The organism is Desulfosarcina cetonica JCM 12296, assembly GCF_001311845.1.
GTDB classification, from domain to species: domain Bacteria; phylum Desulfobacterota; class Desulfobacteria; order Desulfobacterales; family Desulfosarcinaceae; genus Desulfosarcina; species Desulfosarcina cetonica.
The window spans coordinates 1-22,486 of record NZ_BBCC01000061.1; the positions used below are offsets into that span (position 1 = coordinate 1).

Genomic DNA, 22,486 nt, shown 5'->3' on the forward strand with positions numbered 1-22,486 from the left:
AAAGATGGATAAGCCAACGATCACTTTAGAGGGAATTCAATACTGGGATGAATTTGGAGAGGAGGGGATTCGTTGGATCCTTCTACAGAGTTGCCCGCATTCTGATGGTGAGTTCATAGAAATGTTTATGTCCGGCGCTTCCTATGGCGGCCCGGGTCAGTATTTCCAACAGGAACCACATGTAAAAAGAACAAAACGGCGAGTTTTAATGACCCAACAATTTGGTTTGGATGTTTGATTGGTAAACCCATCCCGGACGCGACCTGGGGTTGGCTAAACCTCTAACCCACCACAACACATTAGGAGGATATCATGGCTCACGAACTTTACAAAAAATCAATCGCTTTCATGGGAAAAACACCTTGGCATGGAATCGGGGTCAAGAAGGAGGTCGGTCAATCGATTGAAAGTTGGATCAAGGATGCTGGATTGGATTTTGAGATCAAGTCAGCCCCTGTTCAATTTTCTTTTACTGGTGAGTTGGACGTTGATATGCGGACGATGGACGGCAAATATGTTCTCTATCGTTCAGATGATGGAAACGCGCTTTCGGTCGTTTCCGAGCGTTACAATGTTGTTCAGCCCGCCGAGGTGATGGATTTTTTTGTTGAGTTTGTTAATGCTGGAAATATGGAGCTTGAAACCGCCGGGGTTCTTGGAAGCGGCGGTAAGATATGGGCTCTTGCAAAAATTCAAGAAGGTTTCGATCTCAGTGGTGGCGATAAGGTGGAACCTTACGTTCTTCTTGCCACAAGTTGTGATAAGACCATGGCCACCACCGGATTTCTAACCAGCGTTCGAGTTGTTTGCCAGAACACTCTAAACATGTCCATCGGCGCAAACCGCAACCAAATAAAAGTTCCGCATTCAAGACAATTTGATCCGGATAAGGTGAAGAAAGAAATGGGGTTAGTCCGAGAATCCATTGAAGATCATGCAGTCCACCTGAAAACTATTAAAGGCGTTAGCCTGGACGACAAACAGGCCGTCCGCTTCTTCGCTGAATTGCTTAAAGATCCCAAGATCGATTTTAACACCCCCACGAAAGACAAATCCAAGGAAAGATCCTTCCAGAAAATCTGGAATTCTTACAAGACTGCGCCTGGTGCAGAAAATACCGTTTGGGGCGCCGTCAATGCGGTGACTCACAGTATTGATTTTAACACTGGCGCTCGATCTGCAAACACCAGATTGAATTCTGCCTGGTTTGGAGCAGGCGCCCGTTTGAAACAGACCGCTTACAAACTTTCTGCCGATGAATCTTTCCTGGATGAAATTCTTTCAACCACCAAAGATGATAAAGCCTTTCGTCCTGACAACATCAGAAACGAGCATTCACTTCTTGATGATGTTCTATCAGTAACGGCTTAGCAACAATAAAACATATCTACCCGGTCGGCCTGTATTCGACCGGGTATAAAACAATTTTTTCCCTACCCTACGGCCAGCAGGGAAGAGAAATGGATTTCGGAAACCATAACGGAAGGATTTTAAAATGGTGAATTTATCAATTCTGGTTGGTAATTTAGTTGATTCCCCAGATTTGAAATACACAAAAGAGGGAACGCCGGTTGCCCATTTTGATATGATAACTTCTGAAACATGGTCGGATGGTGACCGTAAAAAGGAATCAACAGAGAGGCACCATGTTGAGGTTTGGAGGGGAAGGGGAGAGGCTTGCGCAAAAATCCTCACCAAGGGTTCCCTTGTCTATGTTCTTGGCATGAAAATAACGAATAAATGGGATGACGATCGTGGACAGACACGGTACTCGACTGTGATTCGAGCACAGGATGTCAAATTCATTTCTGTGAAAAAATAATGTTTTAATGGGGTGCCCTGGTTAATGGGCACCTCATGAATAAACAAGGAGAATTGCAATGGTTAAGACTCTTTTGAATTTTACCGACATAATTTGCATTTCAGGAATTTCTTTCATAAGCGGGGATTATTCTTTTGAAGTGATCCTGGACTCTGGAGTTCATCGATTCTTTAGTTATCAATCGCAAAAGCAGGCGTGTACGTCCAGAAACGATATTATTGAACGGATGGCTGAATATTGGGGACGAGATCAGTTGTTGATCCCTAACGGAGTTGAAAACGAGGTCGCTATTAACCTCGCAATTTCTGACATCACTGAAATTTTTCTTAAGGACTCACATGCAGGATTTACCGTTATGGTGTCGGACGCATTTGTGCCTCTAAACTTTGTTTTCAATGACATTGATATGGCGGAGTCCTACTATAATAACATTTTTAATTCAGTCGAAGCGGCCCGTCGCGAGAAAGCCAACACTGTGAATTGATTAGTTTGTATTTCTGCTATTTTCCCTTTTTGTCCTGCCAGGGGGAGGTGTGTCTTATGGGGGGTGCTAGGGGGGCGATAGCCCCCCTAGCTGTCGCTAACTCTCGGATGGATTTGGTGGTGGGCTTTGTTTTTCCGTGAGTCCGAATAAAACCCGATCGTTTTTCCTCACCAAGAACCTATCAAGTTGTTTTACCAGCTCGCCCATTGTTCCTTCCTTCTCTGACTTTTCCATAATAAAAGCGCCTATCAAAATTTTTTTTCTCGTGTCATCCGCACGCTTTTTCTTTTTCAATTTAGCTTCTTCGGCAGATTTTTGGGCTTTGAGTTGCTGGATGCGTTTTTCCAGATCGTCGATTTTTTTTGAATTGATATCCTTGGCCATTTCATTCACCTCCTTTCATGAAGATTTCTAATATACTTGATGTTTATCGGCAAGTGAATAATTTGATGGATAATATTATAATTAATAATATGGGTGGACCTTGATATGGCCTCAGAGGCCTACTCCCCCCCGATAGAACCTCATGCCCGCAAACCCTGGCCTACGGCTCCGTTCCTCCGCCGATGTCCATGGGCGGCCATGGGCTCTATCGGGGACTCGTGCGGCCTTCCCTTCGATCTTTATTTTATATGGTGTTGCGCGCTAACTGCGCGCTAAGACCATAATACAAAATATCGAAAATTTTTGGAAAAGCTATAATGGGATAGCGAAGCGTTCCTTTTATCGTTTTTTGTACGGCGATTTTGATTGACTGATTGGTTGATTTTATCCTATTTTTTTGTCGTCCTGTTACCAAAGGGCGCACTTATACGTTGCAAGGCAACGTGTGCTAACGATCAAAAGCAAAACAAACCATCCAAAACCATCTGAAAAAATGGCCAGTTATCATCTAAGTGTAAAGATCCTATCCAGGTCCAGCGGGCGCAGTGCTGTTGCTGCGGCATCGTATCGATCACGGTCCAAGATCTTGGATGAACGGCAAGGCCTGGAATTCGAATATACGCAGAAAAAGGACCTTTTACATGCAGAAATATTAACGCCTGATAATGCGCCGGCCTGGATGATGGAGCGGGCGACCCTTTGGAACGGTGTCGAACGAGCGGAAAAACGCAAGGATGCGCAGTTGATGCGTGAGGTTGAAATCGCGCTGCCAATGGAGATCAATGATTCAGAAAAAATCAGGCTTGTGCGCGAATTCTGTCAGCAGAACTTTGTAAGCAGGGGGATGGTGGCTGATTTCTGCATCCATAATGCTCCGAATAATCCCCATGCCCATATCATGCTGACCATGCGGGAAATCAATGAGGAGGGGTTCGGAAAAAAGGTCAGGGAATGGAACGGCAAGGAGAACCTGTTAACCTGGCGTGAGGCATGGGCCAACATTCAAAATAGCTATTTGGCGAAGACTGGCTTTGATATTCGTGTGGATCACCGAAGCTATGTTGAACAGGGCATCTCTGTCGAACCGCAGGTCAAACAGGGACCCATCGTCCATGCGGATGGTGATTATCAATTCGAAAGGGCTGACGATTACCAACGGATCGCACATGAAAATGGACAGCGCATAATTCAAAATCCGGGTATTGCATTAGATCATTTAACCAAAATGCAATCGACCTTCACACATGACGATATTTTGAAATATATTCATGCCCATTGTAATGACGCACAGTTTTATGCTGCGGTTCAATCGGTTACCGATAGTCCTGAACTAATCAAAATAGAAGAAAATGAATACGATCGGTTCAGCCGATACACAACCCGATCGTTGCTTAGAATTGAGAGCCGGATGCTTGAAAATGCGAGTCGGATGGGTGATGGGCGTCATCATTCAATAAGCGATCGGTATATCAAGCAGGCCTCCACGGCTTGTTGCTTAAGCGATGAACAGAAAAACGTCCTTGAACAGATTTCAAAAGGTGGTGACCTTTGTGCGGTTGTCGGCCATGCTGGAACTGGAAAAAGCTACACGCTTCGAGCAGTTCGAGAGGCTTTCGAAAGCCAAGGCTGTACGGTTCAAGGGATCGCGCTTGCTGGTGTTGCGGCCGAGGGGCTGGAAACATCCAGTGGTATTCACTCTACAACCATCCATCGAAAACTATTCGATTGGGACAATGGTCGATCGAGGCTGGACAATAAGAGCGTATTGGTCATAGATGAGGCCGGTATGGTCGGAACACGCCAGATGGATCGGATTTTGGCTGAAGCGAATAATGCAGGGGCTAAAGTGATTGTTGTCGGTGATACAAAACAAACCCAGGCCGTGGAGGCCGGTGGCGCCTTTCGGGGAATTCTTGAACGCGTTGAAACCTCGCGTCTTAGCGAAGTCTGGCGGCAAAAGAAAGACTGGCAGAAGGAGGCAACACGGCTTCTATCAGGGGATAGAGCATCTATCCATCAGGCATTGGATATGTATCACAAGGAAGGCTATGTTGCACGGTACGATCGATATGACCTTGCTTCTGAATCAATGCTTGATTTTTATGTCCAACACTATTCAGCTGAATCCACAAGCGTCATGATCGCTCATCGGAATGAAGATGTTGATCGGCTGAATACCCTTTGTCGAAATGATCTAAGAACGAAAACAGATCTTCTTGGGCAGAAAGAAACAAAAGTCGCGACAACGACGGGATTAAAAGCATTTTCCAATGGTGATCGTGTTTTGTTTTTGCGGAATGAAAAATCCATTGGTGTCAAGAACGGAACATTCGGAACCGTTGAAAGGTTTGACGAAAATGGAAATATCAATGTCGCACTCTCTAATGATCGGCATGTGGTGGTCAATACGCAGTTTTATAAAGACTTGACCTATGGATATGCCGCAACCATCCACAAACTGCAGGGTGCAACAGTTGATCGGGCATTTGTCTTAGCTTCAGAGGGTATGGATAGGCATACCGCATATGTAGCCATGAGCCGGCATCAGAAATATGTAAGGCTTTACTACAGCACCGATAAATTTCAGAACTTCGAAGATCTAAAAATCAAATTCAGCAACCTGGGCGATAAGGAACTTTTGGTCGACTACAAGGAATCCGAAGATCCCATCGAAGCGGCACTTCAGCGACTTACCCGATCCGAGGCCACATTTACGGATAAGGAGCTTGCCAGCCTTCCATCCGATATTACCGATGATGGGCGGTTCTTGCGCGGAATCATGCCGGTAGGGGAGGGCGCTAACGGAGAAATAAGGTTCTCGACTCCAGCAATGATTGCCACCGAACAAAGCATGTTCAGTGCGGCTGGTGTATTAAGCACCAATCAAAAACATTCGCTCACGGAAGAGCATTTCAACAGAGTCCTTTCTGCCGAATCCATTGGCCATGATAACCGATTGGCCATTCGAAAAGCGCTCATGGGTCAGGACTTAACCCTGATCAATTGTGAGCATGGATCAAACCGGGGATATGCCGCCGGCGTGATCGCCAGGACCTATCAGAAAGAGGGGTATGTTGTAGAGGGGTTGTCCCTGTCCGGTATGGGCGCCATGAGCTTGCAAAACGAATCCGGCATCGAATCCATGACCGTATTCAAAAAAATATGGGAATGGGAGCAGGGGAGAAATCTGCCGAGCGATAAATCCGTTTTTATCCTCGATAATGCCAGCATGATCGGAACGCGGCAGACTGAAAAGATCCTTGCCCATGCTGAACGCGCAAAAGCAAAAGTGGTCATGTTTGGAGACAAACAATTCCTTCAGGCATTATCCGCTGGAGATGCCTACCGCGGCTTGAATGCGCTTCCCGGTGTCTCGAAGGCAACGCTTTCCAGTTCGATGGACCGGCACGTTAAATGGCAACATGAGGCCCTGGAGCTAATCGAAAAGGATACCGTTGATGGTGTTGGCAGGGCATTGGATTTGTTTGCGGAGAATGGCGCCATTTCACAAAGCGGCAAAGAGACTGTCGCCTCAAACATGGTCAGTGACTGGCTATCGGATGTGCAGCAGTCAAAAACCTATGCCGGACGGGTTATGATGGCCTATGCCAACCGAGACGTTGACCGGATTAATGTGATTGCCCGAGATCAGCTGAAGGATATCGGGTATGTCAGTCCTATTGATCAGACCGTAGCAACAGCCGAGAAGGGGCAGCTTTCATTTGCCGCTGGGGACCGGATTATTTTCTTGCGCAAGGATAACGATCTTGGCGTACAGAGCGGATCCCTCGGAACGCTTCGGAACATCGATGGGCATAGGCTTTCGGTCAAACTGGACACCGGGACGGTGATCGCCGTTGATACCCGGTTGTATAATGATCTTAACCACGGGTATGCGGTGAGCGTTTTCCGCAGCGCCGGCATGAAATCCGAAAATGCTTATGTAATGGCGACAACGCATTTTAACAGAAATGCGACAAAGGCCGCGTTACAGGGGAATGAAAAGAGTGTCCGCCTGTATCACAGCTTTGAAAATCATGAACAGCTGAAAGCCACATTGTCCAGGAGTAAAAAGAAGGATCTTGCCGCCGATTATCCGTTGAGACAAAGAGCGTTTGAAATCACCGTCGATTATCCTGAGAGACTTTTTTCCACACATGTAAAAACGATCATCATGGATCCTGAGGCGGATATCGATGTTTTGAAATCCAAATTGAGGAAAGAAGCCCACCATTACGCAGATAATGTGGTGCGTACGAAAAAATTGAAAAAACATCAGATAAAGGGAATGGATATCAAAGTAAGGGAAGTAGACTTGGGCCAGGCCTTGGAAAAGCAAGCGGCAAAGGATATGCGGCACAAACAGCGGCCTGGAAAGGAAATGTAAAAACGGTGTGACCGTATCTGTCAGAGCTTGATGGTAAATGAGCTAAAATCCCGCAGAAGGAGCCAGGGTCATGACAGAGATCGTAGCGGTAAACATAAAGAAGCCCCGCCAACTCAGCTTATTTCCGGAGATCATTTGTTCCACCTACCTGGTGGCCACCGAGAGCCCGCATAGCGCCTTTTACCGGATCTGGATCGAAGCCAACGCCGGTCTTTTCATGGTGTGCAAAGAGAGCGGCGGTAACGATAAGGTCATCGACCAGCGTGCCTGGTCGTTCGATTCCCTTGAAGATGCTCGCAAGCTGTTTGACCGTAAGGTGAAATCGAAAAGCAACCCGGACCGAAAATCCCCTCGTAAGTACACAATCGTTTATAATATCTGAGAAAATTCGCGTTGACCCATCGAATGTTAGCCGATAAGATGCCGTTGGCATGTTGTTGTATTGTCTTAGAAACTTGCAAATAAGGGACGGCGACAGTTTCAAGACGTCGTTATGGCAAAAGGTCAGCCGCCTGTACCCAAATAGTCAGAAGTCCTCCCACCAATTTCAGAACAGAGTGTACCCTCATGGCATTAACGAAACAGACTATCGCTGAACGGATACGGGACCAGCTGGGCTTTCCCAGAAACCAGGCCGTGGATACCACAGAAACCCTTCTTGAGTTGATTAAATCCCGCCTGGAATCTGGTGAGGATGTCCTGGTCTCCGGCTTCGGCAAATTTTGCGTGAAGGAAAAAGCGGAGCGGAAGGGGCGAAACCCGGCTACGAGAGAAGATGCCATGTTGCCGGCTAGGCGCGTGGTGACGTTCAAGTGTTCGGGAAAATTACGCGAAAGAGTGAATACGTGCTGATATGTGCGGGAGATTCAACACCAGCTAACCGAATACAATAATGCTATGAAACTCCAGTGAGATAGTCTGGCGTCCGCTCGGTGCCGGGGATTGTTGAGGCTGAAAGGGTTGAGTATGAAAATACACGTCCTAAGTGATCTTCACATCGAATTCGGCAACTTTGATTTGCCGAATACGGATGCCGATATCGTCATCCTGGCTGGAGACATCCATGTTGGCACCAAGGGCGTTGAGTGGGCGGCTAAGGCAATAAAGGGGAAAGAGGTAATCTACGTCATTGGAAACCATGAGTATTATCGTAACGCCTTACCAAAATTGACCGAAAAACTGAAACGCATGGCAAAAGACGCCAATATCCACCTTCTCGAAAATGAGTCCGTAACCATCGGCAATGTTGAATTTTCAGGCTGTACGTTGTGGACTGATTTTCGTTTGTTGAACAACCTCGATATTTCAGTGATTTCGGCGGAAACGAGAATGAATGACTATGTCTGATTCGCCACAGTCCCGAATTTCGCCGATTGAAACCATCTGACACAGCGATCTTGTATGGAAAATCTCGGGCTTGGATAGACGGCCAGCTCAATATAAGCAGACATGCAGGCACCAAGACAGTTGTCATAACGCACCATGCACCAAGCATTCATTCCGTTCCCACGCGATACAAAAAGGGACACTTGAGCGCAGCATTTGCCTCTAACCTGGAAGACGTGATTTTGGATTCGGCGATCGATTTGTGGGTGCATGGCCATATTCATGATCCTTCCGATTACAGCATTGGCGACACCCGAGTCGTGTGTAATCCTCGCGGGTATGTTGGCGAGGTTCATCCTGAATTCAAACCGGATTTAACGATTGAGATCTGAGGCTGCGGGATCATGCCCGGGAAAGGCACTTAGACGTGGCAGGGGAAACGCCTTAGTAATCTGACCTCTTACTGACAAGCTCTCTCAGCTTTCCGTAACTGGGGCACCGGCCGGAAAACGCTAAGGCAAAAGCATTTGGAGAGAGCTCATACTGTCCGATAACGTGGTCCTTATCGGACATTATGAAACCCCCCAGGAGCGAAAGCCCACCGATTGCCAAGGAAATAGTTTGCTACCATGATCGACCAAATGAAGGAAATTACGGAAGCCATTGAGGCGGCCCGCCAGTGGCGCAACGAGAACGGTTATGCCGGCCGGGGGGGGCGTGATCGTCCTTTTAGATGGGGCTGTGCAGAACTGGCTGGATCAGTTACGAAACCTTGAACATTGGCAACCAACATGCTTTGCCGTTGATGAGGCGGGAAATTGTTGGCGCACGCGGGGAGGCAATGTCCGTGATGGAGCCATGATATGGGAACCGGTAAATTAGCCAGCTAATCCCGCTTAAAAGCCGTTGAGCGTTCAATCGTCCGCATTTAGATCAGCCATTAAAGCTTCTACACTATTAAATCGGGTGCCTTTCTCGGCTTCAAGCTCCTGTATCGCAGCTGCAGTTTCTTGGTTCGGTACACGGACATCGAAGGGTATGGCTTTTTCATCCGCCACACGCTTCAAAAAGACCCGCACCGCATCCGAAACAGTCAAACCCATTGCGGCAAGTGTTTCCGTGGCGCGTTCTTTGACTCCTTCCTCAACCCGGACATGTACCATTGATGTAGCAGCCATAACTAAAATCCTTTTCTTATTGTGTAATACATTGTATCTCGCATTTCATAGAAGTCAACTTTCTTTGCACAGATAGCGGATTTTGAAAAAAACTTGATATTCTTGACAAAGTGGGCAATGTTTGACTCGGAGGCTTTGGGATTCGTCCCATTGCCTTTTTTTGTTTCATACTCCGCAGGCTCTCTCCTGCTGGCATTGTTCCATCACTTTTCGCGACCATTCAAGCCTCTCTTTAGAAACCTTGGCAAAGATAATCTCTCTGGATTTCGTATCGTTAACTGTGGGATCGCCCAAGATCTCCAGTTCCTTTTTCATTAAGCGAATGCAGGGGAAAAAGGCCTGGCAAATCTCTTCTCGAGTCGGTGTTGACATGTTTCGCTATTCCCGTGGAAGACCAAGGTCATCTCGCAAGCGATTAAAGTCGAACCGGAACTGGGGATTCTTCATATGTGCCATCTGGTTCTCCCAATCATTTATTAAATCAATGACTCTGGCACGGCCTTCCTCGCTTTTCACAGCCTGCCTGGGCGTCTGGTGATCTAATGCGGGAACCGACTCATCGGCCCATTTCAGATATATATTTTCCAAGTTTACGGTCAGCTGATCTCGAACCTCACGCGGAAGTTCGTCGAGATTCAAGGGGGCTGTTGCCTCGGCATGATCACGATCGATTGGTAACGATAGGTTTATTGGGTCTGAAGCGGTTTTCTGGTGGGTCAAACGTGTCCCCAACATATCCTGCAGGATCTTTCGAAGTTCGTTGTCGCGTTCGGCGCTATTACACTCGGTTACCAGCCTTTTTTTGCCCAGCTGAAGGTGTCCCTTTATCACTGTTTCCAAGGGCGACGATTTTTCCGGCGCCGCAGTCCATAGAAACTTCGCGCTGGAGGGTTCGGAGTCTTCAAGCGGCTCAAAACTCCCTGCATTGGATAAAATATCGAAAATTTCATTTCTGATGGCTGGGTCTAACGAATAAACAGATTTTGTGAAAATCAACTCTTTGCCGTCCATATTGCGGACCATAGGCGTGGAGGCCGCAAATAGCTCGTCGATCACATCCTGGTAAAATATGAGCAAATCGAGGTCGGATTCGAACAGTTGCGAGATGGCATCAGGTGCCGTTGGGTCTATGGGAAAGGCTTCCTGGAGAGAGGGTTTCGCATTTGGCGGCAGTACAAATGGGCTCGTAATGTTAAAGACATGTAAGCCATCCACGGTTTGCATGTTGGCCAATAATATGTCCCATTTCTTAAAGTGCTGGGCGCCGGTTATTTCCTCGACAAATCGCTCACGGCCGAGGAGCAGGTCTTTAACGAAAACGCCCCGCTGGTCCTCGATGGCTTCAACTTGCCAAAAACTGAGGGGATCATTTAAGCTGGCCTCCAGCACCTTTACGGACAACGAATCCATATGGTGGTTGTGGGCCTTTAAAAAGCTTGCGCCAATGGTATGCGGCGATGGGTAGCCGCCGTCTATATCTTCTGCTTCCTCTGGTATCCACAGGAACAAAAACCATTTGATAAACATGTCTGCATATGGGTTTTCTTCGAACTCGGTGTCCTGCCCGTAAAAATCGTCCCAGGCTTCATGAATGATATCTTCTGGGTAGGTTTGCTCGGCATACTCCATTACCGCAGGAATCAATTCATCCATCTTACGATGCACCAGGGACCGGGTAAGGGATTCCGCCTGCCTTTTCATCATGCAGCATTTTTTATATTTTTTACCACTACCACAGGGGCATGGAGCGTTTCTCCCGATTTTCACCATATGCGCAACCCTTTCTTTTTAGGCATGTAATCCCTCTGATTGGAATTATTTTGCAGGAGCCCAGGTCAACCTTCATTGCTTTTTGGTAGTGGCATACGGATGCTTCACCGACGCTCAAGGCCTTGCCAAAAGCTATTGAGGCAATGAAACCTTGGCGGATGTTTTCATTTCAAAGGCTGCCATCCCCATTAATCCTGTCCCTGAGCTGCCCCGACCACTTGAAAGTCACCACCCGCCGTGCCCTTAGCATCAGATCCGTGCCGGTCGCTGGGTTCCGCCCTTTCCGTTCCGCTTTTGCCTTCACGCAGAATTTTCCAAACCCCGACACCAACACATCCTCACCTGCCGAAAGTGTCCCCTTAATAATCTCCAAAAGGGCCTCTAACGCGTCTAAGCCCTCATTCTTGGTCCAATCCAGCTTCTCCGCTACCTGCTCCACCAAATCGTTTTTCGTCAGTGCCACATCACCCCCTATTACCCCATAAACGGCTATTTTTTATAACTAAATTATGATTTTGAGTTTGCCGAAGGATCTAACCGGTTTTTATCTTACGCTGATCAAAGCTTGCAGTAAACTTCGTAATACAAATAGAAAATGCACTTTCATAGTAACCATATAGGACCAGCGGGGGCAGTTCCTCTCCAAGAGCCTCGAGGCTTAATAGGATAGGGGGCGCAACTCGCCTCGGCTACCGATTGATCATGATTGCTTCAGGGGCTTTGTCTTGATACATATAGAAAAAACAAATGAACAGGAGGCATGAAATTGAAAATAACAATGATTGTATGCCAGGAAACGCCCGAGGTGATTTGGAATGCATTCAGGCTCGGCAACATGATGCTTGAGGGAATGGACGATGTCAGCATTTTTTTAAATGGACCCTCCGTCAAATATGAGACCTTCGATTCTGAGCAATTTCCCTTAAAGAATCTGGCAAAAACATTCACGCTTTCGGAGGGTCAGCTATCTGCCTGAGGGAAATTAATGGACCTTCACGGTGTGAAGGACGGGTATCACAGAAGGGGAACTCAGAAAGACCTTTATAACCTTATAAAAGAAAGTGAAAAGGTTATTTCGTTCTAAATTCGATTCAGGCCACGGTCGAGATGAATACCTCTTATCTCAATTCATGCGACCCAACTGATAAATTTACCTGCTTTGTAAGGGATACCCCACCATTTTTACTGCCTACCCCCAACTGGTGTAGGCAGTACCGGGGTAAAACAGGAATAAGGGCTAACTGTTTTTACCTCGCTACACACACCCCGGGGGACGGACGTTTTTATAATTCCGGCATACAACCCCGTATGGAAGCTTAACATACGATTTTTTCCGTTTCGTGAGAAATGCCCTAATAGATTATAATTACTGATTTTTTTTAGCATACTTTTTTTGTCTCATTTTTATCAACGCGATAAGACGACTACCAGATAACTGCAAACCTGCGAGCTTTCGTTCTTAAATATGCAATCTACTGGAGCGCCGAGTTCGAGACAATCACCTTCCTCGATCTCGTGGCGAACCGCTGCTTCTATAAACACCAAAGAACCGCTCAACACCCATATAAGCTGTTGGATAAAAGCATATGCGGACGCCGGCATCGGGATTTCAGCTCCAGGCGGTAGCTCGATGCGCACAAGATCAAGCGGGAGATCCGAGCGTGGTGAAACATGCCTGCGAATGTATCCACTCTGTGGATCAACCCAAACGGGCTGGTCCCCATGGCGAAGCAGGTGCCCGTCCGGTATTTCAGCCCTTGCAATCAGTTTTGACATGCTAAGGTTGAACGCGCCGGAAAGCCGGCCGAGGATCATCGCCGTGGGGCTGCTGATCCCTCGCTCGATTTTGTGTATCATCGCGCGAGATACGCCGGAGCGTTCCGCCAAATCGGTCAGAGACCACCCCCTGCTTTCGCGTTCTATACGGATTCTTACGGCAATGCGCTGGTCAAGATCATCTTTTTTAGTAGACATGTGTAGTATTATAGTATATCCATTAAAGTAGATTTAAATCGTATGATAATGGACTCACCGGGGAGATGCAAGATGCAAATTCACGTGCGGGACGCTGGCAGGGAAGACATCGATGGAATCGTTGAGATTTACAATGATGCTGTCAGCAACACAACCGCGATCTGGAACGAAATTGAAGTGGATGCGGCCAATCGGCTTGCATGGCTCGAAGACCGGCAGTGCGTCGGCTATCCGGTATTGGTGGCGGTTGATGAAGAAGGCGCCGTTTTCGGTTACGCCTCCTTCGGTGACTGGCGGGCCTGGGATGGATACCGGCATACGGTAGAGCATTCCGTTTATACCCACAAAGATCACCATGGTTTGGGGGTAGGAACCAGACTGTTGTCAGCCTTGATCGAGCGAGCCCGGCACCTTGGGAAGCACGTCATGGTTGCGGGAATAGAGGCAGAAAATATCGCTTCGATAAAATTGCACCAGAAATTCGGTTTTGAGCATGCCGGACGGTTGAAGGAGGTTGGAACGAAGTTTGGCAAATGGCTGGATCTGGCGTTTTTACAACTGGTACTTGATTCTCGCAAAGATCCGGACGGCTGTAAGGCGCCCTAACATAACAGAGCAAAAAGACAGCAACGCAAACAGTGTCGCCGGTTTCCGATCGACGCGGCAACATGCCCATTTTTTCAGATTGAAAGCATCAATGAACCCTACCTTAACCATATTTCTGCTTGTCTCTGCAGGAATCGCCCTGGTTGTGCAGAACCTGATCATGGTTCGAATAACAGCAACCGTTTCGACGGTACTCATCACCCTGGCAATCAATTCCATTGGCGGGCTGACATTTCTGTTGGTGATGTTGTTGTGGCGTAATGGCTTCGCCGCTATTGCAGAGACGCTGGGAGCAATTCGGCCTTGGTCGGTGTTGCCGGGCTTGCTTGGAACGTTTTTTGTTTTTTCCGGAATTTATGGTTATCAACGGATTGGCGCCGCGTCTACGATCGCTTTATTGGTGGCTAGCCAGCTTATTGCCGGGCTGGCGATCGATTTAGGTAGATCGAATCCGCCCAGCTCAAGTGCAAATGGGTTGGCTATTTTTGGGGCGGTGTTGCTGGTCTTGGGGGCTTTTCTCGTAGCGCGGCGAACGCTATAGATCGCATCTTCCTCTTTACCAATTCACTTCAGGGATTTGCTGTGTATTCGTTGAGCCATTTGTAGGATCTCCCTCAGCCAGCATTTGGCTCAGCACGTTACGCTCTGCAATACCAGGCACGATCCCACCGACCTCTGCTTCAATCACCGTGACCCCATCACCATTAGCGATCGTGACGGATGCCTTGGCTCGCCCCTTCAAATCTATGTCAGTGATCACCCAGTTGCATGTGATCGTTTCACCTATATATACGGGTCCTTTGAATCGGAAGTTCATAAAAGAAGCCAGCCATCCAATCTGTCCACCGATTTCGGTGGTCAAACTCGCCGCCAATAGACCATGACAGATCGGTGATTGGAAATTCCGCGCTTTAGCAAAGCGGGAATCGAAATGAACCGGATTATAATCTTTTGATATTTTGGCGAAAAGCGAGATTTCATCATCTGAAAAAGTTCGTGTGGTACTAAATGTGTCGCCTACTTGAAGACCTTCAGCGGCGCGTTCTCTTAGACCTGCCACTTTATGATACTCCATTTCATTTTTCGTATTTTCAAGTACCTATGTGTTCTCAATGCTTCTACGAACCAGCAGATCTACGCAGAGCTTGATATTCTCTGGAGTATAGATCCGCAGGTTTCCGTGGTAGACTCTGTCAAACAACACCTGCTTAAAATCGGAGAGATCACGCCCTTTACCCGCTGCCGATACAATCTCGTCCCGGATTTCCCGGGCCGCGGATAAAGCCCTTGAAAAAACGGCCTTCACCTCATTTCCCTGCCAGATGCGTTCGTGGGGAAAGGCCAGGATGTTGGCTGGATATTTTGCCAGTCGTTCGATGGTCTCCATGTATGGCTGGTAAGCGTGAAAAAAATAGGGAAGATTGTATCATCGGAAATCTGAAACCCAAGCGCATCCGAGACGAATAGCACGCGGTCCTTTTCGAACCAGGCTGCCAGACCGCAGGGGCTGTGGCCCGGTGCATCGATCAGTTCCAGAGTCCCGCCGCCTTTCAACGTAATCCGTTCACCGCCACTGACGGTTTGATCCACCGTGATCCGCTTTGGCCGGGGCGATTGGCCGGTATCCGCTTTTGCGTCATCATGACCAAGGTCTCCGACGATTTGATCGTCTTGGTCGAAAAAACCGGCGACCACTTTTGGATTGTCCAGAACCTTGGCGGCCGCAGGAGAAGCGAGGACCTCGGCATCGGGGAAATGGCGCTTCAACTCGGGGATACCGCAGACGTGATCAAAATGGGCATGCATCACCAACAGCTTGTCAGGCGCATGCCGACCGGAGTCGGTCAGCTGGCTTACGAAATGCTTGGCACTGGCCGTCACGCCGCACTCGATCATCACGTCCTGATATTCACCGACCAGATAATGTCTGAAATGATCGTTTCCGAAGACGGTCGTATTGTCGGCCAGTTGATAAGGCAACAACCGGCTCATGCTTGTTGATCCTTGTTGATCAGGGAGGCCAACTCCAGTGCGCGAGAAAGATGAGCTCTTGCTGATTCCATTCCAGCTTGATCTTCGTTTATCCCGATACGGATAGCTGGATCAAACGTTGCTTCGCCATGCAGACTGGATACAGCCGATGCCCCCATTGGGCTAATGCACGAGTGGACGGTGGCTGGAATCATGTCCAGGGTATAAAATGCATACAGGTGGGAAAGATGGGTGGTTTCCATGCCTCCGTGTCTCAGCCACGAAACGCCGGCACTCATGCCGATTTTGTTCCGAAGTTTTCCTCCGGCAATGTTTCCAAAAATAAAAACGCGCAAGCGGTCAATGAATGTCGCCATCATTCCGCTTGTGCGCATAAAGTAAACAGGGCTTGCAAGGACAATGATGTCCGCAAGCTCTATTTTTTCGAACAACACCTGGGCATCATCTTCAAGTGAGCAGTATTTTCCCTGTTTTTGTTTGGAGAGACAAAAATTACAGTGCACGCAATTTTTTATCTCCATTTGGGAAAGGTTGATCGTTTCCGTTTCAAGTCCTTTTTCCAAAGCCATCTCCATGATCGACCCCAGAAATGTATCCACGTTCCCTTTTTTTACCGGACTTCCGGAAATTCCCAGAATTTTATATGCCATGTCAGCTCCTTATGAATTTTTCGGGCAATTTGTTGGACCCTATATATTCCACAATATCGTTAATGGATTGCTTGTTTTGTGTTACCAGCAATTTCGAAGTACCGTGAGCCAACAATTTACCATCGCTGTTAAACATCTTCGCTTCGGTAAGATGGATACTCTTTCCAGCTTTGATGCTATTTCCCTTTACAAGGATCTCTCCGTCGACAATCGGCGCAATAAAATCGACCTTGATGTCTATGGAAACCAATCCCTTATCTTCTGGTAAGTCACAATAGGCAGACCAATACGCCGCTGTGTCGATTGCGGATGCGTAAACACCGCCATGAAGCCCTCCGAACGGATTCATGTGGTTTTTTAAAATCGTTGCGGCAACAATCGAATAACCGATTCCGATTTCCATAACTCTCATGGACATGTGCTTAAAAAAGGGGCAATCATTGATAATACCAATTACCGAACTAAGATGATCTGGGTTTAATTTCCGCATTTTTATTTCTCAAGGTAAGGTAAGGGACGAAGGTTTATCGAACACCCTCATTCTTCCAAACGGACAAGGAACGATTGCATTTGTTCCCATTCCTCTTTTGAAAAGCGCTCCAATAATTTTTGATTGGTTTCCTCAAAGAGGCTCAAAATCTGTGTCTTAAATTTGCTGCCACTGGATCCAAGATAGATTCGTAAAGAACGACGATCTTTGGGGTCCGCTCTTCTTTCGATCCAATGGTCTTTTTCCAACCGGTCCAATACCCCGGTGATTGTTGGTCTGTCTTGAGACGTTTTATCCGCGAGCTCGCTGGGCAACAATCCTTCCTCTTCCATGACCGCAACCATCAAGAAAAACTGACTATGCGTCAGCCCATATGCTGCGATTTCCTCCCGGTAAGCTCTTGTGACTTTCTTCGCTGCTTTTCCCAGCCTAAAACAGATGCAATCTTCAAATGGCATTGGGCAAATTCCTTTTGTCTTGAATAGATATTTTATGTGGTTAGCATACTAACTATACATTTACAAACTATTTAGTATGATCGTTTAATTCGTTTGCCATGGATTAAAACGGGTATAAAAGGGCAGGCACGCCAATACCTGGTGACATCCAGGGCCTTTTATTATTGATGAACGTCTGCCCGGGATGAATCGACGTGCGTGGTTATTGCTTCAAAAAAGGTATCTTTCCTGAAGCGTTTATGGTGCAAACGGGCCACCAACCGAAGGAAAGCGGGGGTAAAACATGCTGCAAATCGCTTCAGGAAAGAATGGCGGGGCGCTGATCACCATCGAGGCGGGCTTCCCGGACACCCTGGATCTGTGGCTGGAGGGCTATTTTCGGTTCGAGGTCACCACGGCCATCTCCAGTCAACGGGTCCAGCGGCGCGACCTGGGATTATTCCTGGATTTCATGCGAACGGAAGAGGGGACTCTTAATCGCGAATCGTGGACGCCGCGGCTCTCCCAGGCCTTCTTGACCTGGCTGCGTGGGTTTACCCGGGAAGACGGGCGTCGGCGCTGGGGCGACAAGACCATCAACCGCATCACGGCGCACCTGAAGACCTTTGCCCGCTGGATAAACAAGCTCAAGCCCTTTCCCCTGGGTGAACCGACGGCCAAGCTGGGCACCCTCCCGGTGGGCACCGGACTCGAGGTCGACCGGGCCTTGACCTCCGGTGAGCGCCGGCGGCTGTTGGATGCGGCGGACCAATTGCCCCTGATCGGTGGCCGTTCTCGGGACCGGGGGCGATTTTGCAACCAGCCACGGCCGGTGTTGAAGAGCTACCGTCCCTGGCGCAATCGGGCGATCATTTACACCCTGATCGAAACGGGGATGCGCCGCGGGGCGGTGGCCCATCTCAAGCTGGCCGACATGAAATTCGAAAATCGCCTGTTGCCGGTGGTTGAGAAGGGCGGCTACACCCACGCCTACAAGATCAACCGGCAAGGCGTCGAGGCGATTCGGGACTATCTGGAAAACGAGAGATCCGATGACGACGCGTGCTGGGAGTCCGCCGCGCTGTTCCTGCCGGCGCGTTCGGTGGCCAGTGCCTCGGGAATTTTGAGTGCCCGGACGATCAGTTCGATCTGGAGCGAGGTTTGCGCGGTGGCCCACATCGAGGGGAAGAGCCCCCATGCGGCGCGCCACGCCATGGGCAAGCACATCATCGAAAAAACCGGCAATATCGCGGCGGTACAACGGCAGCTGGGGCATAAGAACGCGGTCTACAGCATGCAGTACGCGCGGATTTCTGACAAAGAGCTGGAAGATGTGCTGGATGAGAGATAAAAAAACAGATCGCGCCAACAGGGATATCACGGACATTCGCGCACGAATATGCGCAACCCTGATCTATGAAGCCTCTTGGAGGCTGGGATTAATCGCCAGGCAGAGGATGTCTCCAATGGCATCACTTGGTTAAAAGCAACTGGATCAATGATCATCACCTGACAATTGAAGATAAAAAAGACAGAAAACAAGGTTGTTAACATATTCATTGCACGATCACATTGAAGATGTTAATGTGCATGAAAATTGTTAATTGAATATAGCCATGGATCAGCTTGCAACCAACTTTGAGCGCTACCTGAAGGAAACTCTTGATATCGATGCACGCCCCAAACAATGGTTAGGGACAGGGGCGTTGCCGATATTCCTTCGGAATGTGTATGCTTTCCTTGAAGTCTGTATTTTGGAGACGCCATGCCTGATCATGGCAACGAAGGATAATACAGACCAAACCCCTGCAACCATTCAGAAACACGTGGTTCAGGTGCATAAAAAATGGCAGGGCGAAGTAATCTATGTTCAGCAGAAAGTAACCGCTTACAATCGCAAACGTTTGATCCAGCATAAAATACCTTTCGTTGTCCCGCTAAACCAAATGTACCTTCCGTTTCTTGGCATCGATCTGCGCGAGCATTTTAAAAACATCCGGAAAGTGGAGCAAAATTTCAGCCCTTCCACTCAAGTGGTTGTTTTATACTATTTATCCAAAAACGGTCAGCTCCGATTAACGCCAAAAACATTGGCCAACGCGCTTGGCTATAGCATCATGACGATGACACGCGTATTGGATGAATTGGATGGCGCAGGTTTGGGTACGATTACCATGGAAGGCCGTGAACGGGTTCTGTATTTTGACCAGGACAAAAAACAAGTTTGGAATTCTGCTCTCGAAAGGTTGCGCAGCCCAGTTAAAAAAAGAGTATGGGTGAAGGCTTTTTCCAAGTATACCATTGAAGTGATGGCTGGCTTTTCTGCTCTTGCGCACTATTCCAATTTGGCGGAGCCCGTAAACCCGGTGTTAGCCTTAGATGGAAAACAGTGGAAAACCGTTAAAACCAAGGGTGGCTTAATGATCCTGGATGTTGCCGAACCCAATGCCAGTGAAGTGGAAATTTGGAGCTACTCCCCAGAGCTGTTCGAGGAAAATGGCATTGTGGATCGCTTCTCCCTTTTCTTGAGTCTGCGGGATGAAAATGATGAACGGGTTCAATCCGCACTGGAAGGCATGATGGAGCAAATTGAATGGTAAAGGGAATCGATCTGTTCCGAGCTCATTTCGAGGCGTTCAGTGATCGGTATGTGCTGATTGGCGGAACGGCCTGTTTCCTTGCCCTTGGCGAGGCTGGTTTGGATTTCAGGGTAACAAAAGATTTTGATATTGTTTTATGCGTCGAAGCCTTGGATTCCGAATTCGCAAAGGCCTTTTGGGATTTTATTGAAAGGGGCAAGTACAAGAACACACAGAAGAGTACAGGCAAAAAACTATTTTACCGGTTTTACGACCCGGAAGATACGATATACCCATATATGCTGGAGCTATTTTCCCGCATCCCCGATGCATTAAAACTATCAGACGATGCCCATCTGACTCCCATCCCGATATATGAGGAGCAATCAAGCCTTTCGGCGATTTTGTTGGACGAGGACTATTACAATTTCATCCACGACTCCAAAATTGAAATTGATGGTATTACAACGGTTCCTCCGGAAATTATTGTTCCTCTAAAAGCGAGGGCTTGGCTGGATCTCGCTGAAAGGCGAGACACTGGCGAGAAAGTTGATGGAAATGACATCAAGAAACATAAAAACGATGTTTTTCGACTATTCCAAGTTATTGACCCCACCAAGCGTATTGCCCTGCCTGAGATAATCAAGGGTGATATGCAACGCTTTTTGGAAGCGATAGTAGCTGACCCGGCCACAAATTTAAAGCAGCTTGGGCTTGGCGATACGAAATTCGAAGAGATCGTTGGATTGTTTCGGAGCATATACGATTTGCGCATCTGAGAATTAAATGTAGCGACTCGGAATAACGCTGTCCGGCTCACTTTATTTGTAGCTAAGAAATGTCCCAGCCATGCGCATCAGTTGTGGCTAGGTGGTTGCTTAACCCCAAGGATTATCGAATGGTCTAATCAGCGGTTCACCCACGGTCCAGCTTTTTGGGTCCGCTGAATTACATGTTTGACTTCTCTTTTTTCCAACATATCAGATACAAGGCCCATAGCTTTGGCCCGTTCCACCCATTGCTTCCGTGCTAGAGCACGCATGTCTTCAACATCGTCTGTTTCATCCATGATTTCCAGACCGATAAGCGTCTCAATTAAATCTTCTAGTGTCACAAGTCCATCCGTCCCTCCATATTCATTAACGACTACGGCAATATGCTTGCGATCCTTAAGAAAGCGCTCAAATAAAACAGTCAACGATACCGACTTGGGGACCGAAAGTATCTCACGTTTCAGTGTTTCTAATTTATCATCTCCTCGCTTCTGCGCAGTGAGGATTAAAATATCATATTTAAGAACAAAGCCTGTTATATCGTCAATATTCGTCCTGTAAATCGGGAGGCGTGAGAATGGAGTTTGAGCTACTTGTTTCAATGAATCGATTATCTTCATGTCCTCGGCGAGCGCTGAGATTACGGTGCGTGGCGTCATGATATCGGCTACTTTTAGCGACTCGAATCGAAATAAGTTTTGTATAATCATTGATTCCTTGCTGCGAATCTGTCCGGTCTTTGCACCAACCGATGCCATGGCGATGAATTCGTCTCTACTGAAAATATGAATGTCCTTTCCACGCGAAATGAACTTTGTCATTCTCTCCGAAATCCACACGATTGGATAAAGAACCACGATCAGAGTGCTTACAAAAAGCGAAGTTGGCCCAACGAGTTTTGACCAGTAGACGGCACCTATGGTTTTAGGAATGATTTCGGAAAGAAAAAGGATCATAAGCGTCATGATAGCCGAGAATAAGCCAAACCATGCGCTTCCAAATACGACTGTCGCTTTGGCCCCAGCACCGATCGCCCCGACTGTATGCGCGATAGTGTTTAGTGTCAAAATGGCCGCAAGCGATCGGTCTACATTATCTTGTTTCAATCGTTTCAAAAGAGACGCACGATTAGGTCGTTTTTCTTTCTCCCCTTCGATATATGAAGGCGTAATGCTCAAGAGTACCGCTTCAGCTACTGAACAGAGAAACGAAAAGCCCAATGCCAGCAATACATAGGTTGCCAACAGCACAACATCCGCATTAGGATCTTCAACCATTGATTCCCTAAGATCGTCTGCGCCAACGGCAAAAGTCGAGTCGACCAGTATCAATGGCAATATAAGAGCTGATACCCCGTGCAGTCTTTTCAAAGACAGTTTCATAGGAATGGTTGTGTCTCCTTGCTGCCGAACATCAGTTATTATGTGGTGTGCTCTTCTTTTCGTCCCAGAATCGGATTTCTGGACATGTAACCAAAATCCCGCTATTTTTCAATAAAACAGTAAAAAGCTGGAGAAATATAGAAAATTGGGGTTCTTGGCACAACGCCCCGAAAAGGGGCATTCCAATTTTCATGAAGGCCAATTGCATCTAATTGGAATTATAACCGCTCGGAGCCTGAATCATCGGTCTCG

28 protein-coding genes and 1 pseudogene are annotated in these 22,486 nt (G+C 47.7%); 16 read left to right on the forward strand and 13 right to left on the reverse strand.

What is annotated here, in order from left to right:
* The 4 genes from JCM12296_RS39875 to JCM12296_RS14965 form a co-directional block, all read left to right on the forward strand.
* Positions 1-238 (forward strand): hypothetical protein (locus JCM12296_RS39875; protein ID WP_172683912.1); only part of this gene is annotated, 238 nt, incomplete at its 5' end.
* 74 nt (positions 239-312) lie between these two features.
* A complete protein-coding gene (locus JCM12296_RS14955) occupies positions 313-1,371 on the forward strand; it encodes a DUF932 domain-containing protein (protein ID WP_054694564.1) in 1,059 nt (352 codons plus the stop codon).
* Positions 1,372-1,495: 124 nt separating this feature from the next.
* Positions 1,496-1,822: a single-stranded DNA-binding protein gene (locus tag JCM12296_RS14960; protein ID WP_054694566.1), complete on the forward strand. Its 327-nt coding sequence runs from the start codon at positions 1,496-1,498 to the stop codon at positions 1,820-1,822.
* A 58-nt stretch (positions 1,823-1,880) separates the two neighbouring features.
* The gene (locus JCM12296_RS14965; protein ID WP_054694568.1) at positions 1,881-2,306 is read left to right on the forward strand and encodes a hypothetical protein; all 426 of its coding nucleotides are present in this window, start codon (positions 1,881-1,883) and stop codon (positions 2,304-2,306) included.
* A 96-nt stretch (positions 2,307-2,402) separates the two neighbouring features.
* Here JCM12296_RS14965 and JCM12296_RS14970 read toward each other — a convergent pair whose 3' ends face one another.
* Entirely contained in the window at positions 2,403-2,690 is a 288-nt protein-coding gene (locus JCM12296_RS14970; RefSeq protein WP_054694569.1) for a hypothetical protein, read from the reverse strand.
* A 445-nt stretch (positions 2,691-3,135) separates the two neighbouring features.
* Between JCM12296_RS14970 and traA the strand changes: the two genes are divergently transcribed.
* From traA to JCM12296_RS41960, 6 genes are all read left to right on the forward strand, one after another.
* Positions 3,136-7,077, forward strand: a complete 3,942-nt coding sequence (gene traA, locus JCM12296_RS14975) for a Ti-type conjugative transfer relaxase TraA (RefSeq protein WP_054694573.1) — start codon at positions 3,136-3,138, stop codon at positions 7,075-7,077.
* Between the two features lie 70 nt (positions 7,078-7,147).
* Positions 7,148-7,459, forward strand: coding sequence for a hypothetical protein (locus JCM12296_RS14980; RefSeq protein ID WP_054694578.1), 312 nt, complete (start codon positions 7,148-7,150; stop codon positions 7,457-7,459).
* Between the two features lie 185 nt (positions 7,460-7,644).
* Entirely contained in the window at positions 7,645-7,929 is a 285-nt protein-coding gene (locus tag JCM12296_RS14985; RefSeq protein WP_054694581.1) for an integration host factor subunit alpha, read from the forward strand.
* A 114-nt stretch (positions 7,930-8,043) separates the two neighbouring features.
* Positions 8,044-8,424, forward strand: coding sequence for a metallophosphoesterase (locus JCM12296_RS41950; RefSeq protein WP_218188109.1), 381 nt, complete (start codon positions 8,044-8,046; stop codon positions 8,422-8,424).
* Between the two features lie 182 nt (positions 8,425-8,606).
* Positions 8,607-8,795: a metallophosphoesterase family protein gene (locus JCM12296_RS41955; RefSeq protein WP_218188110.1), complete on the forward strand. Its 189-nt coding sequence runs from the start codon at positions 8,607-8,609 to the stop codon at positions 8,793-8,795.
* Between the two features lie 237 nt (positions 8,796-9,032).
* Complete coding sequence (locus JCM12296_RS41960; protein ID WP_218188111.1) at positions 9,033-9,179, forward strand: hypothetical protein; 147 nt, start codon at positions 9,033-9,035, stop codon at positions 9,177-9,179.
* 138 nt (positions 9,180-9,317) lie between these two features.
* Here the strand turns inward: JCM12296_RS41960 and JCM12296_RS14995 are convergent, their stop codons facing one another.
* The 5 genes and pseudogenes from JCM12296_RS14995 to JCM12296_RS15010 form a co-directional block, all read right to left on the reverse strand.
* Entirely contained in the window at positions 9,318-9,581 is a 264-nt protein-coding gene (locus JCM12296_RS14995) for a type II toxin-antitoxin system RelB/DinJ family antitoxin (protein WP_054694584.1), read from the reverse strand.
* Between the two features lie 165 nt (positions 9,582-9,746).
* Complete coding sequence (locus JCM12296_RS15000; RefSeq protein WP_054694587.1) at positions 9,747-9,953, reverse strand: hypothetical protein; 207 nt, start codon at positions 9,951-9,953, stop codon at positions 9,747-9,749.
* Between the two features lie 6 nt (positions 9,954-9,959).
* Complete coding sequence (locus JCM12296_RS15005) at positions 9,960-11,234, reverse strand: hypothetical protein (protein WP_246804345.1); 1,275 nt, start codon at positions 11,232-11,234, stop codon at positions 9,960-9,962.
* 72 nt (positions 11,235-11,306) lie between these two features.
* Positions 11,307-11,351: pseudogene (locus JCM12296_RS44555) on the reverse strand (SEC-C metal-binding domain-containing protein); the annotation flags it as partial.
* 169 nt (positions 11,352-11,520) lie between these two features.
* The gene (locus JCM12296_RS15010) at positions 11,521-11,814 is read right to left on the reverse strand and encodes an integration host factor subunit alpha (RefSeq protein ID WP_054694593.1); all 294 of its coding nucleotides are present in this window, start codon (positions 11,812-11,814) and stop codon (positions 11,521-11,523) included.
* A gap of 303 nt (positions 11,815-12,117) precedes the next feature.
* Between JCM12296_RS15010 and JCM12296_RS15015 the strand changes: the two genes are divergently transcribed.
* On the forward strand, positions 12,118-12,327 hold the full coding sequence (locus tag JCM12296_RS15015; RefSeq protein ID WP_054694639.1) for a hypothetical protein: 210 nt from the start codon (positions 12,118-12,120) through the stop codon (positions 12,325-12,327).
* A gap of 431 nt (positions 12,328-12,758) precedes the next feature.
* On the opposite strand, the gene JCM12296_RS15020 is transcribed toward JCM12296_RS15015, so the two are convergent.
* Positions 12,759-13,325, reverse strand: coding sequence for a helix-turn-helix domain-containing protein (locus JCM12296_RS15020; RefSeq protein WP_054694596.1), 567 nt, complete (start codon positions 13,323-13,325; stop codon positions 12,759-12,761).
* A gap of 72 nt (positions 13,326-13,397) precedes the next feature.
* Here JCM12296_RS15020 and JCM12296_RS15025 point away from each other — a divergent pair, with 72 nt between their 5' ends.
* Entirely contained in the window at positions 13,398-13,931 is a 534-nt protein-coding gene (locus JCM12296_RS15025) for a GNAT family N-acetyltransferase (protein ID WP_157067633.1), read from the forward strand.
* Complete coding sequence (locus tag JCM12296_RS15030) at positions 13,852-14,472, forward strand: DMT family transporter (protein ID WP_218188112.1); 621 nt, start codon at positions 13,852-13,854, stop codon at positions 14,470-14,472. The genes JCM12296_RS15025 and JCM12296_RS15030 overlap by 80 nt, the downstream gene beginning before the upstream one ends.
* A gap of 15 nt (positions 14,473-14,487) precedes the next feature.
* On the opposite strand, the gene JCM12296_RS15035 is transcribed toward JCM12296_RS15030, so the two are convergent.
* The 5 genes from JCM12296_RS15035 to JCM12296_RS15060 all read right to left on the reverse strand — a co-directional run bounded on the left by JCM12296_RS15035 (position 14,488) and on the right by JCM12296_RS15060 (position 17,521).
* A complete protein-coding gene (locus JCM12296_RS15035; RefSeq protein ID WP_054694602.1) occupies positions 14,488-15,006 on the reverse strand; it encodes a MaoC family dehydratase in 519 nt (172 codons plus the stop codon).
* A 227-nt stretch (positions 15,007-15,233) separates the two neighbouring features.
* Complete coding sequence (locus JCM12296_RS15045) at positions 15,234-15,923, reverse strand: MBL fold metallo-hydrolase (RefSeq protein WP_054694608.1); 690 nt, start codon at positions 15,921-15,923, stop codon at positions 15,234-15,236.
* Positions 15,920-16,573 (reverse strand): flavodoxin family protein, encoded by a 654-nt coding sequence (locus tag JCM12296_RS15050; RefSeq protein ID WP_054694610.1) that lies wholly within the window; start codon positions 16,571-16,573, stop codon positions 15,920-15,922. Before JCM12296_RS15050 ends, JCM12296_RS15045 begins: the two co-directional genes overlap by 4 nt.
* A gap of 1 nt (position 16,574) precedes the next feature.
* A complete protein-coding gene (locus JCM12296_RS15055; RefSeq protein ID WP_054694613.1) occupies positions 16,575-17,063 on the reverse strand; it encodes a PaaI family thioesterase in 489 nt (162 codons plus the stop codon).
* Between the two features lie 47 nt (positions 17,064-17,110).
* On the reverse strand, positions 17,111-17,521 hold the full coding sequence (locus JCM12296_RS15060; RefSeq protein ID WP_054694616.1) for a MarR family winged helix-turn-helix transcriptional regulator: 411 nt from the start codon (positions 17,519-17,521) through the stop codon (positions 17,111-17,113).
* 283 nt (positions 17,522-17,804) lie between these two features.
* Here JCM12296_RS15060 and JCM12296_RS15065 point away from each other — a divergent pair, with 283 nt between their 5' ends.
* The 3 genes from JCM12296_RS15065 (at position 17,805) to JCM12296_RS15075 (ending at position 20,858) form a co-directional block, all read left to right on the forward strand.
* On the forward strand, positions 17,805-18,851 hold the full coding sequence (locus JCM12296_RS15065; protein ID WP_054694619.1) for a tyrosine-type recombinase/integrase: 1,047 nt from the start codon (positions 17,805-17,807) through the stop codon (positions 18,849-18,851).
* A gap of 265 nt (positions 18,852-19,116) precedes the next feature.
* The gene (locus JCM12296_RS15070) at positions 19,117-20,100 is read left to right on the forward strand and encodes a helix-turn-helix domain-containing protein (protein ID WP_054694622.1); all 984 of its coding nucleotides are present in this window, start codon (positions 19,117-19,119) and stop codon (positions 20,098-20,100) included.
* Positions 20,094-20,858 carry a nucleotidyl transferase AbiEii/AbiGii toxin family protein gene (locus JCM12296_RS15075; protein WP_054694625.1) on the forward strand — a complete coding sequence of 255 codons (765 nt, stop codon included), beginning with the start codon at positions 20,094-20,096 and terminating at the stop codon, positions 20,856-20,858. The genes JCM12296_RS15070 and JCM12296_RS15075 overlap by 7 nt, the downstream gene beginning before the upstream one ends.
* A 128-nt stretch (positions 20,859-20,986) precedes the next feature.
* Here JCM12296_RS15075 and JCM12296_RS15080 read toward each other — a convergent pair whose 3' ends face one another.
* Positions 20,987-22,234: a hemolysin family protein gene (locus JCM12296_RS15080; RefSeq protein ID WP_054694628.1), complete on the reverse strand. Its 1,248-nt coding sequence runs from the start codon at positions 22,232-22,234 to the stop codon at positions 20,987-20,989.
* Between the last annotated feature and the right edge of the window lie 252 nt (positions 22,235-22,486).

Excerpts from the sequence above, each read along its gene's own strand:
- JCM12296_RS15020 (WP_054694596.1), bottom strand. The coding sequence starts at position 13,325 with ATGTCTACTAAAAAAGATGATCTTGACCAGCGCATTGCCGTAAGAATC.
- JCM12296_RS14995 (WP_054694584.1), bottom strand. The coding sequence starts at position 9,581 with ATGGCTGCTACATCAATGGTACATGTCCGGGTTGAGGAAGGAGTCAAA.
- JCM12296_RS15005 (WP_246804345.1), bottom strand. The coding sequence starts at position 11,234 with ATGGATGAATTGATTCCTGCGGTAATGGAGTATGCCGAGCAAACCTAC.
- JCM12296_RS15045 (WP_054694608.1), bottom strand. The coding sequence starts at position 15,923 with ATGAGCCGGTTGTTGCCTTATCAACTGGCCGACAATACGACCGTCTTC.
- JCM12296_RS15060 (WP_054694616.1), bottom strand. The coding sequence starts at position 17,521 with ATGCCATTTGAAGATTGCATCTGTTTTAGGCTGGGAAAAGCAGCGAAG.
- JCM12296_RS14985 (WP_054694581.1), top strand. The coding sequence starts at position 7,645 with ATGGCATTAACGAAACAGACTATCGCTGAACGGATACGGGACCAGCTG.
- JCM12296_RS15070 (WP_054694622.1), top strand. The coding sequence starts at position 19,117 with ATGGATCAGCTTGCAACCAACTTTGAGCGCTACCTGAAGGAAACTCTT.
- JCM12296_RS15035 (WP_054694602.1), bottom strand. The coding sequence starts at position 15,006 with ATGGAGTATCATAAAGTGGCAGGTCTAAGAGAACGCGCCGCTGAAGGT.
- JCM12296_RS41960 (WP_218188111.1), top strand. The coding sequence starts at position 9,033 with ATGATCGACCAAATGAAGGAAATTACGGAAGCCATTGAGGCGGCCCGC.
- JCM12296_RS14955 (WP_054694564.1), top strand. The coding sequence starts at position 313 with ATGGCTCACGAACTTTACAAAAAATCAATCGCTTTCATGGGAAAAACA.
- JCM12296_RS14980 (WP_054694578.1), top strand. The coding sequence starts at position 7,148 with ATGACAGAGATCGTAGCGGTAAACATAAAGAAGCCCCGCCAACTCAGC.
- JCM12296_RS14960 (WP_054694566.1), top strand. The coding sequence starts at position 1,496 with ATGGTGAATTTATCAATTCTGGTTGGTAATTTAGTTGATTCCCCAGAT.
- JCM12296_RS14970 (WP_054694569.1), bottom strand. The coding sequence starts at position 2,690 with ATGGCCAAGGATATCAATTCAAAAAAAATCGACGATCTGGAAAAACGC.
- JCM12296_RS15000 (WP_054694587.1), bottom strand. The coding sequence starts at position 9,953 with ATGTCAACACCGACTCGAGAAGAGATTTGCCAGGCCTTTTTCCCCTGC.
- JCM12296_RS41950 (WP_218188109.1), top strand. The coding sequence starts at position 8,044 with ATGAAAATACACGTCCTAAGTGATCTTCACATCGAATTCGGCAACTTT.
- JCM12296_RS14965 (WP_054694568.1), top strand. The coding sequence starts at position 1,881 with ATGGTTAAGACTCTTTTGAATTTTACCGACATAATTTGCATTTCAGGA.
- JCM12296_RS15080 (WP_054694628.1), bottom strand. The coding sequence starts at position 22,234 with ATGAAACTGTCTTTGAAAAGACTGCACGGGGTATCAGCTCTTATATTG.
- JCM12296_RS15075 (WP_054694625.1), top strand. The coding sequence starts at position 20,094 with ATGGTAAAGGGAATCGATCTGTTCCGAGCTCATTTCGAGGCGTTCAGT.
- JCM12296_RS15025 (WP_157067633.1), top strand. The coding sequence starts at position 13,398 with ATGCAAATTCACGTGCGGGACGCTGGCAGGGAAGACATCGATGGAATC.
- JCM12296_RS15050 (WP_054694610.1), bottom strand. The coding sequence starts at position 16,573 with ATGGCATATAAAATTCTGGGAATTTCCGGAAGTCCGGTAAAAAAAGGG.
- JCM12296_RS15055 (WP_054694613.1), bottom strand. The coding sequence starts at position 17,063 with ATGCGGAAATTAAACCCAGATCATCTTAGTTCGGTAATTGGTATTATC.
- JCM12296_RS15065 (WP_054694619.1), top strand. The coding sequence starts at position 17,805 with ATGCTGCAAATCGCTTCAGGAAAGAATGGCGGGGCGCTGATCACCATC.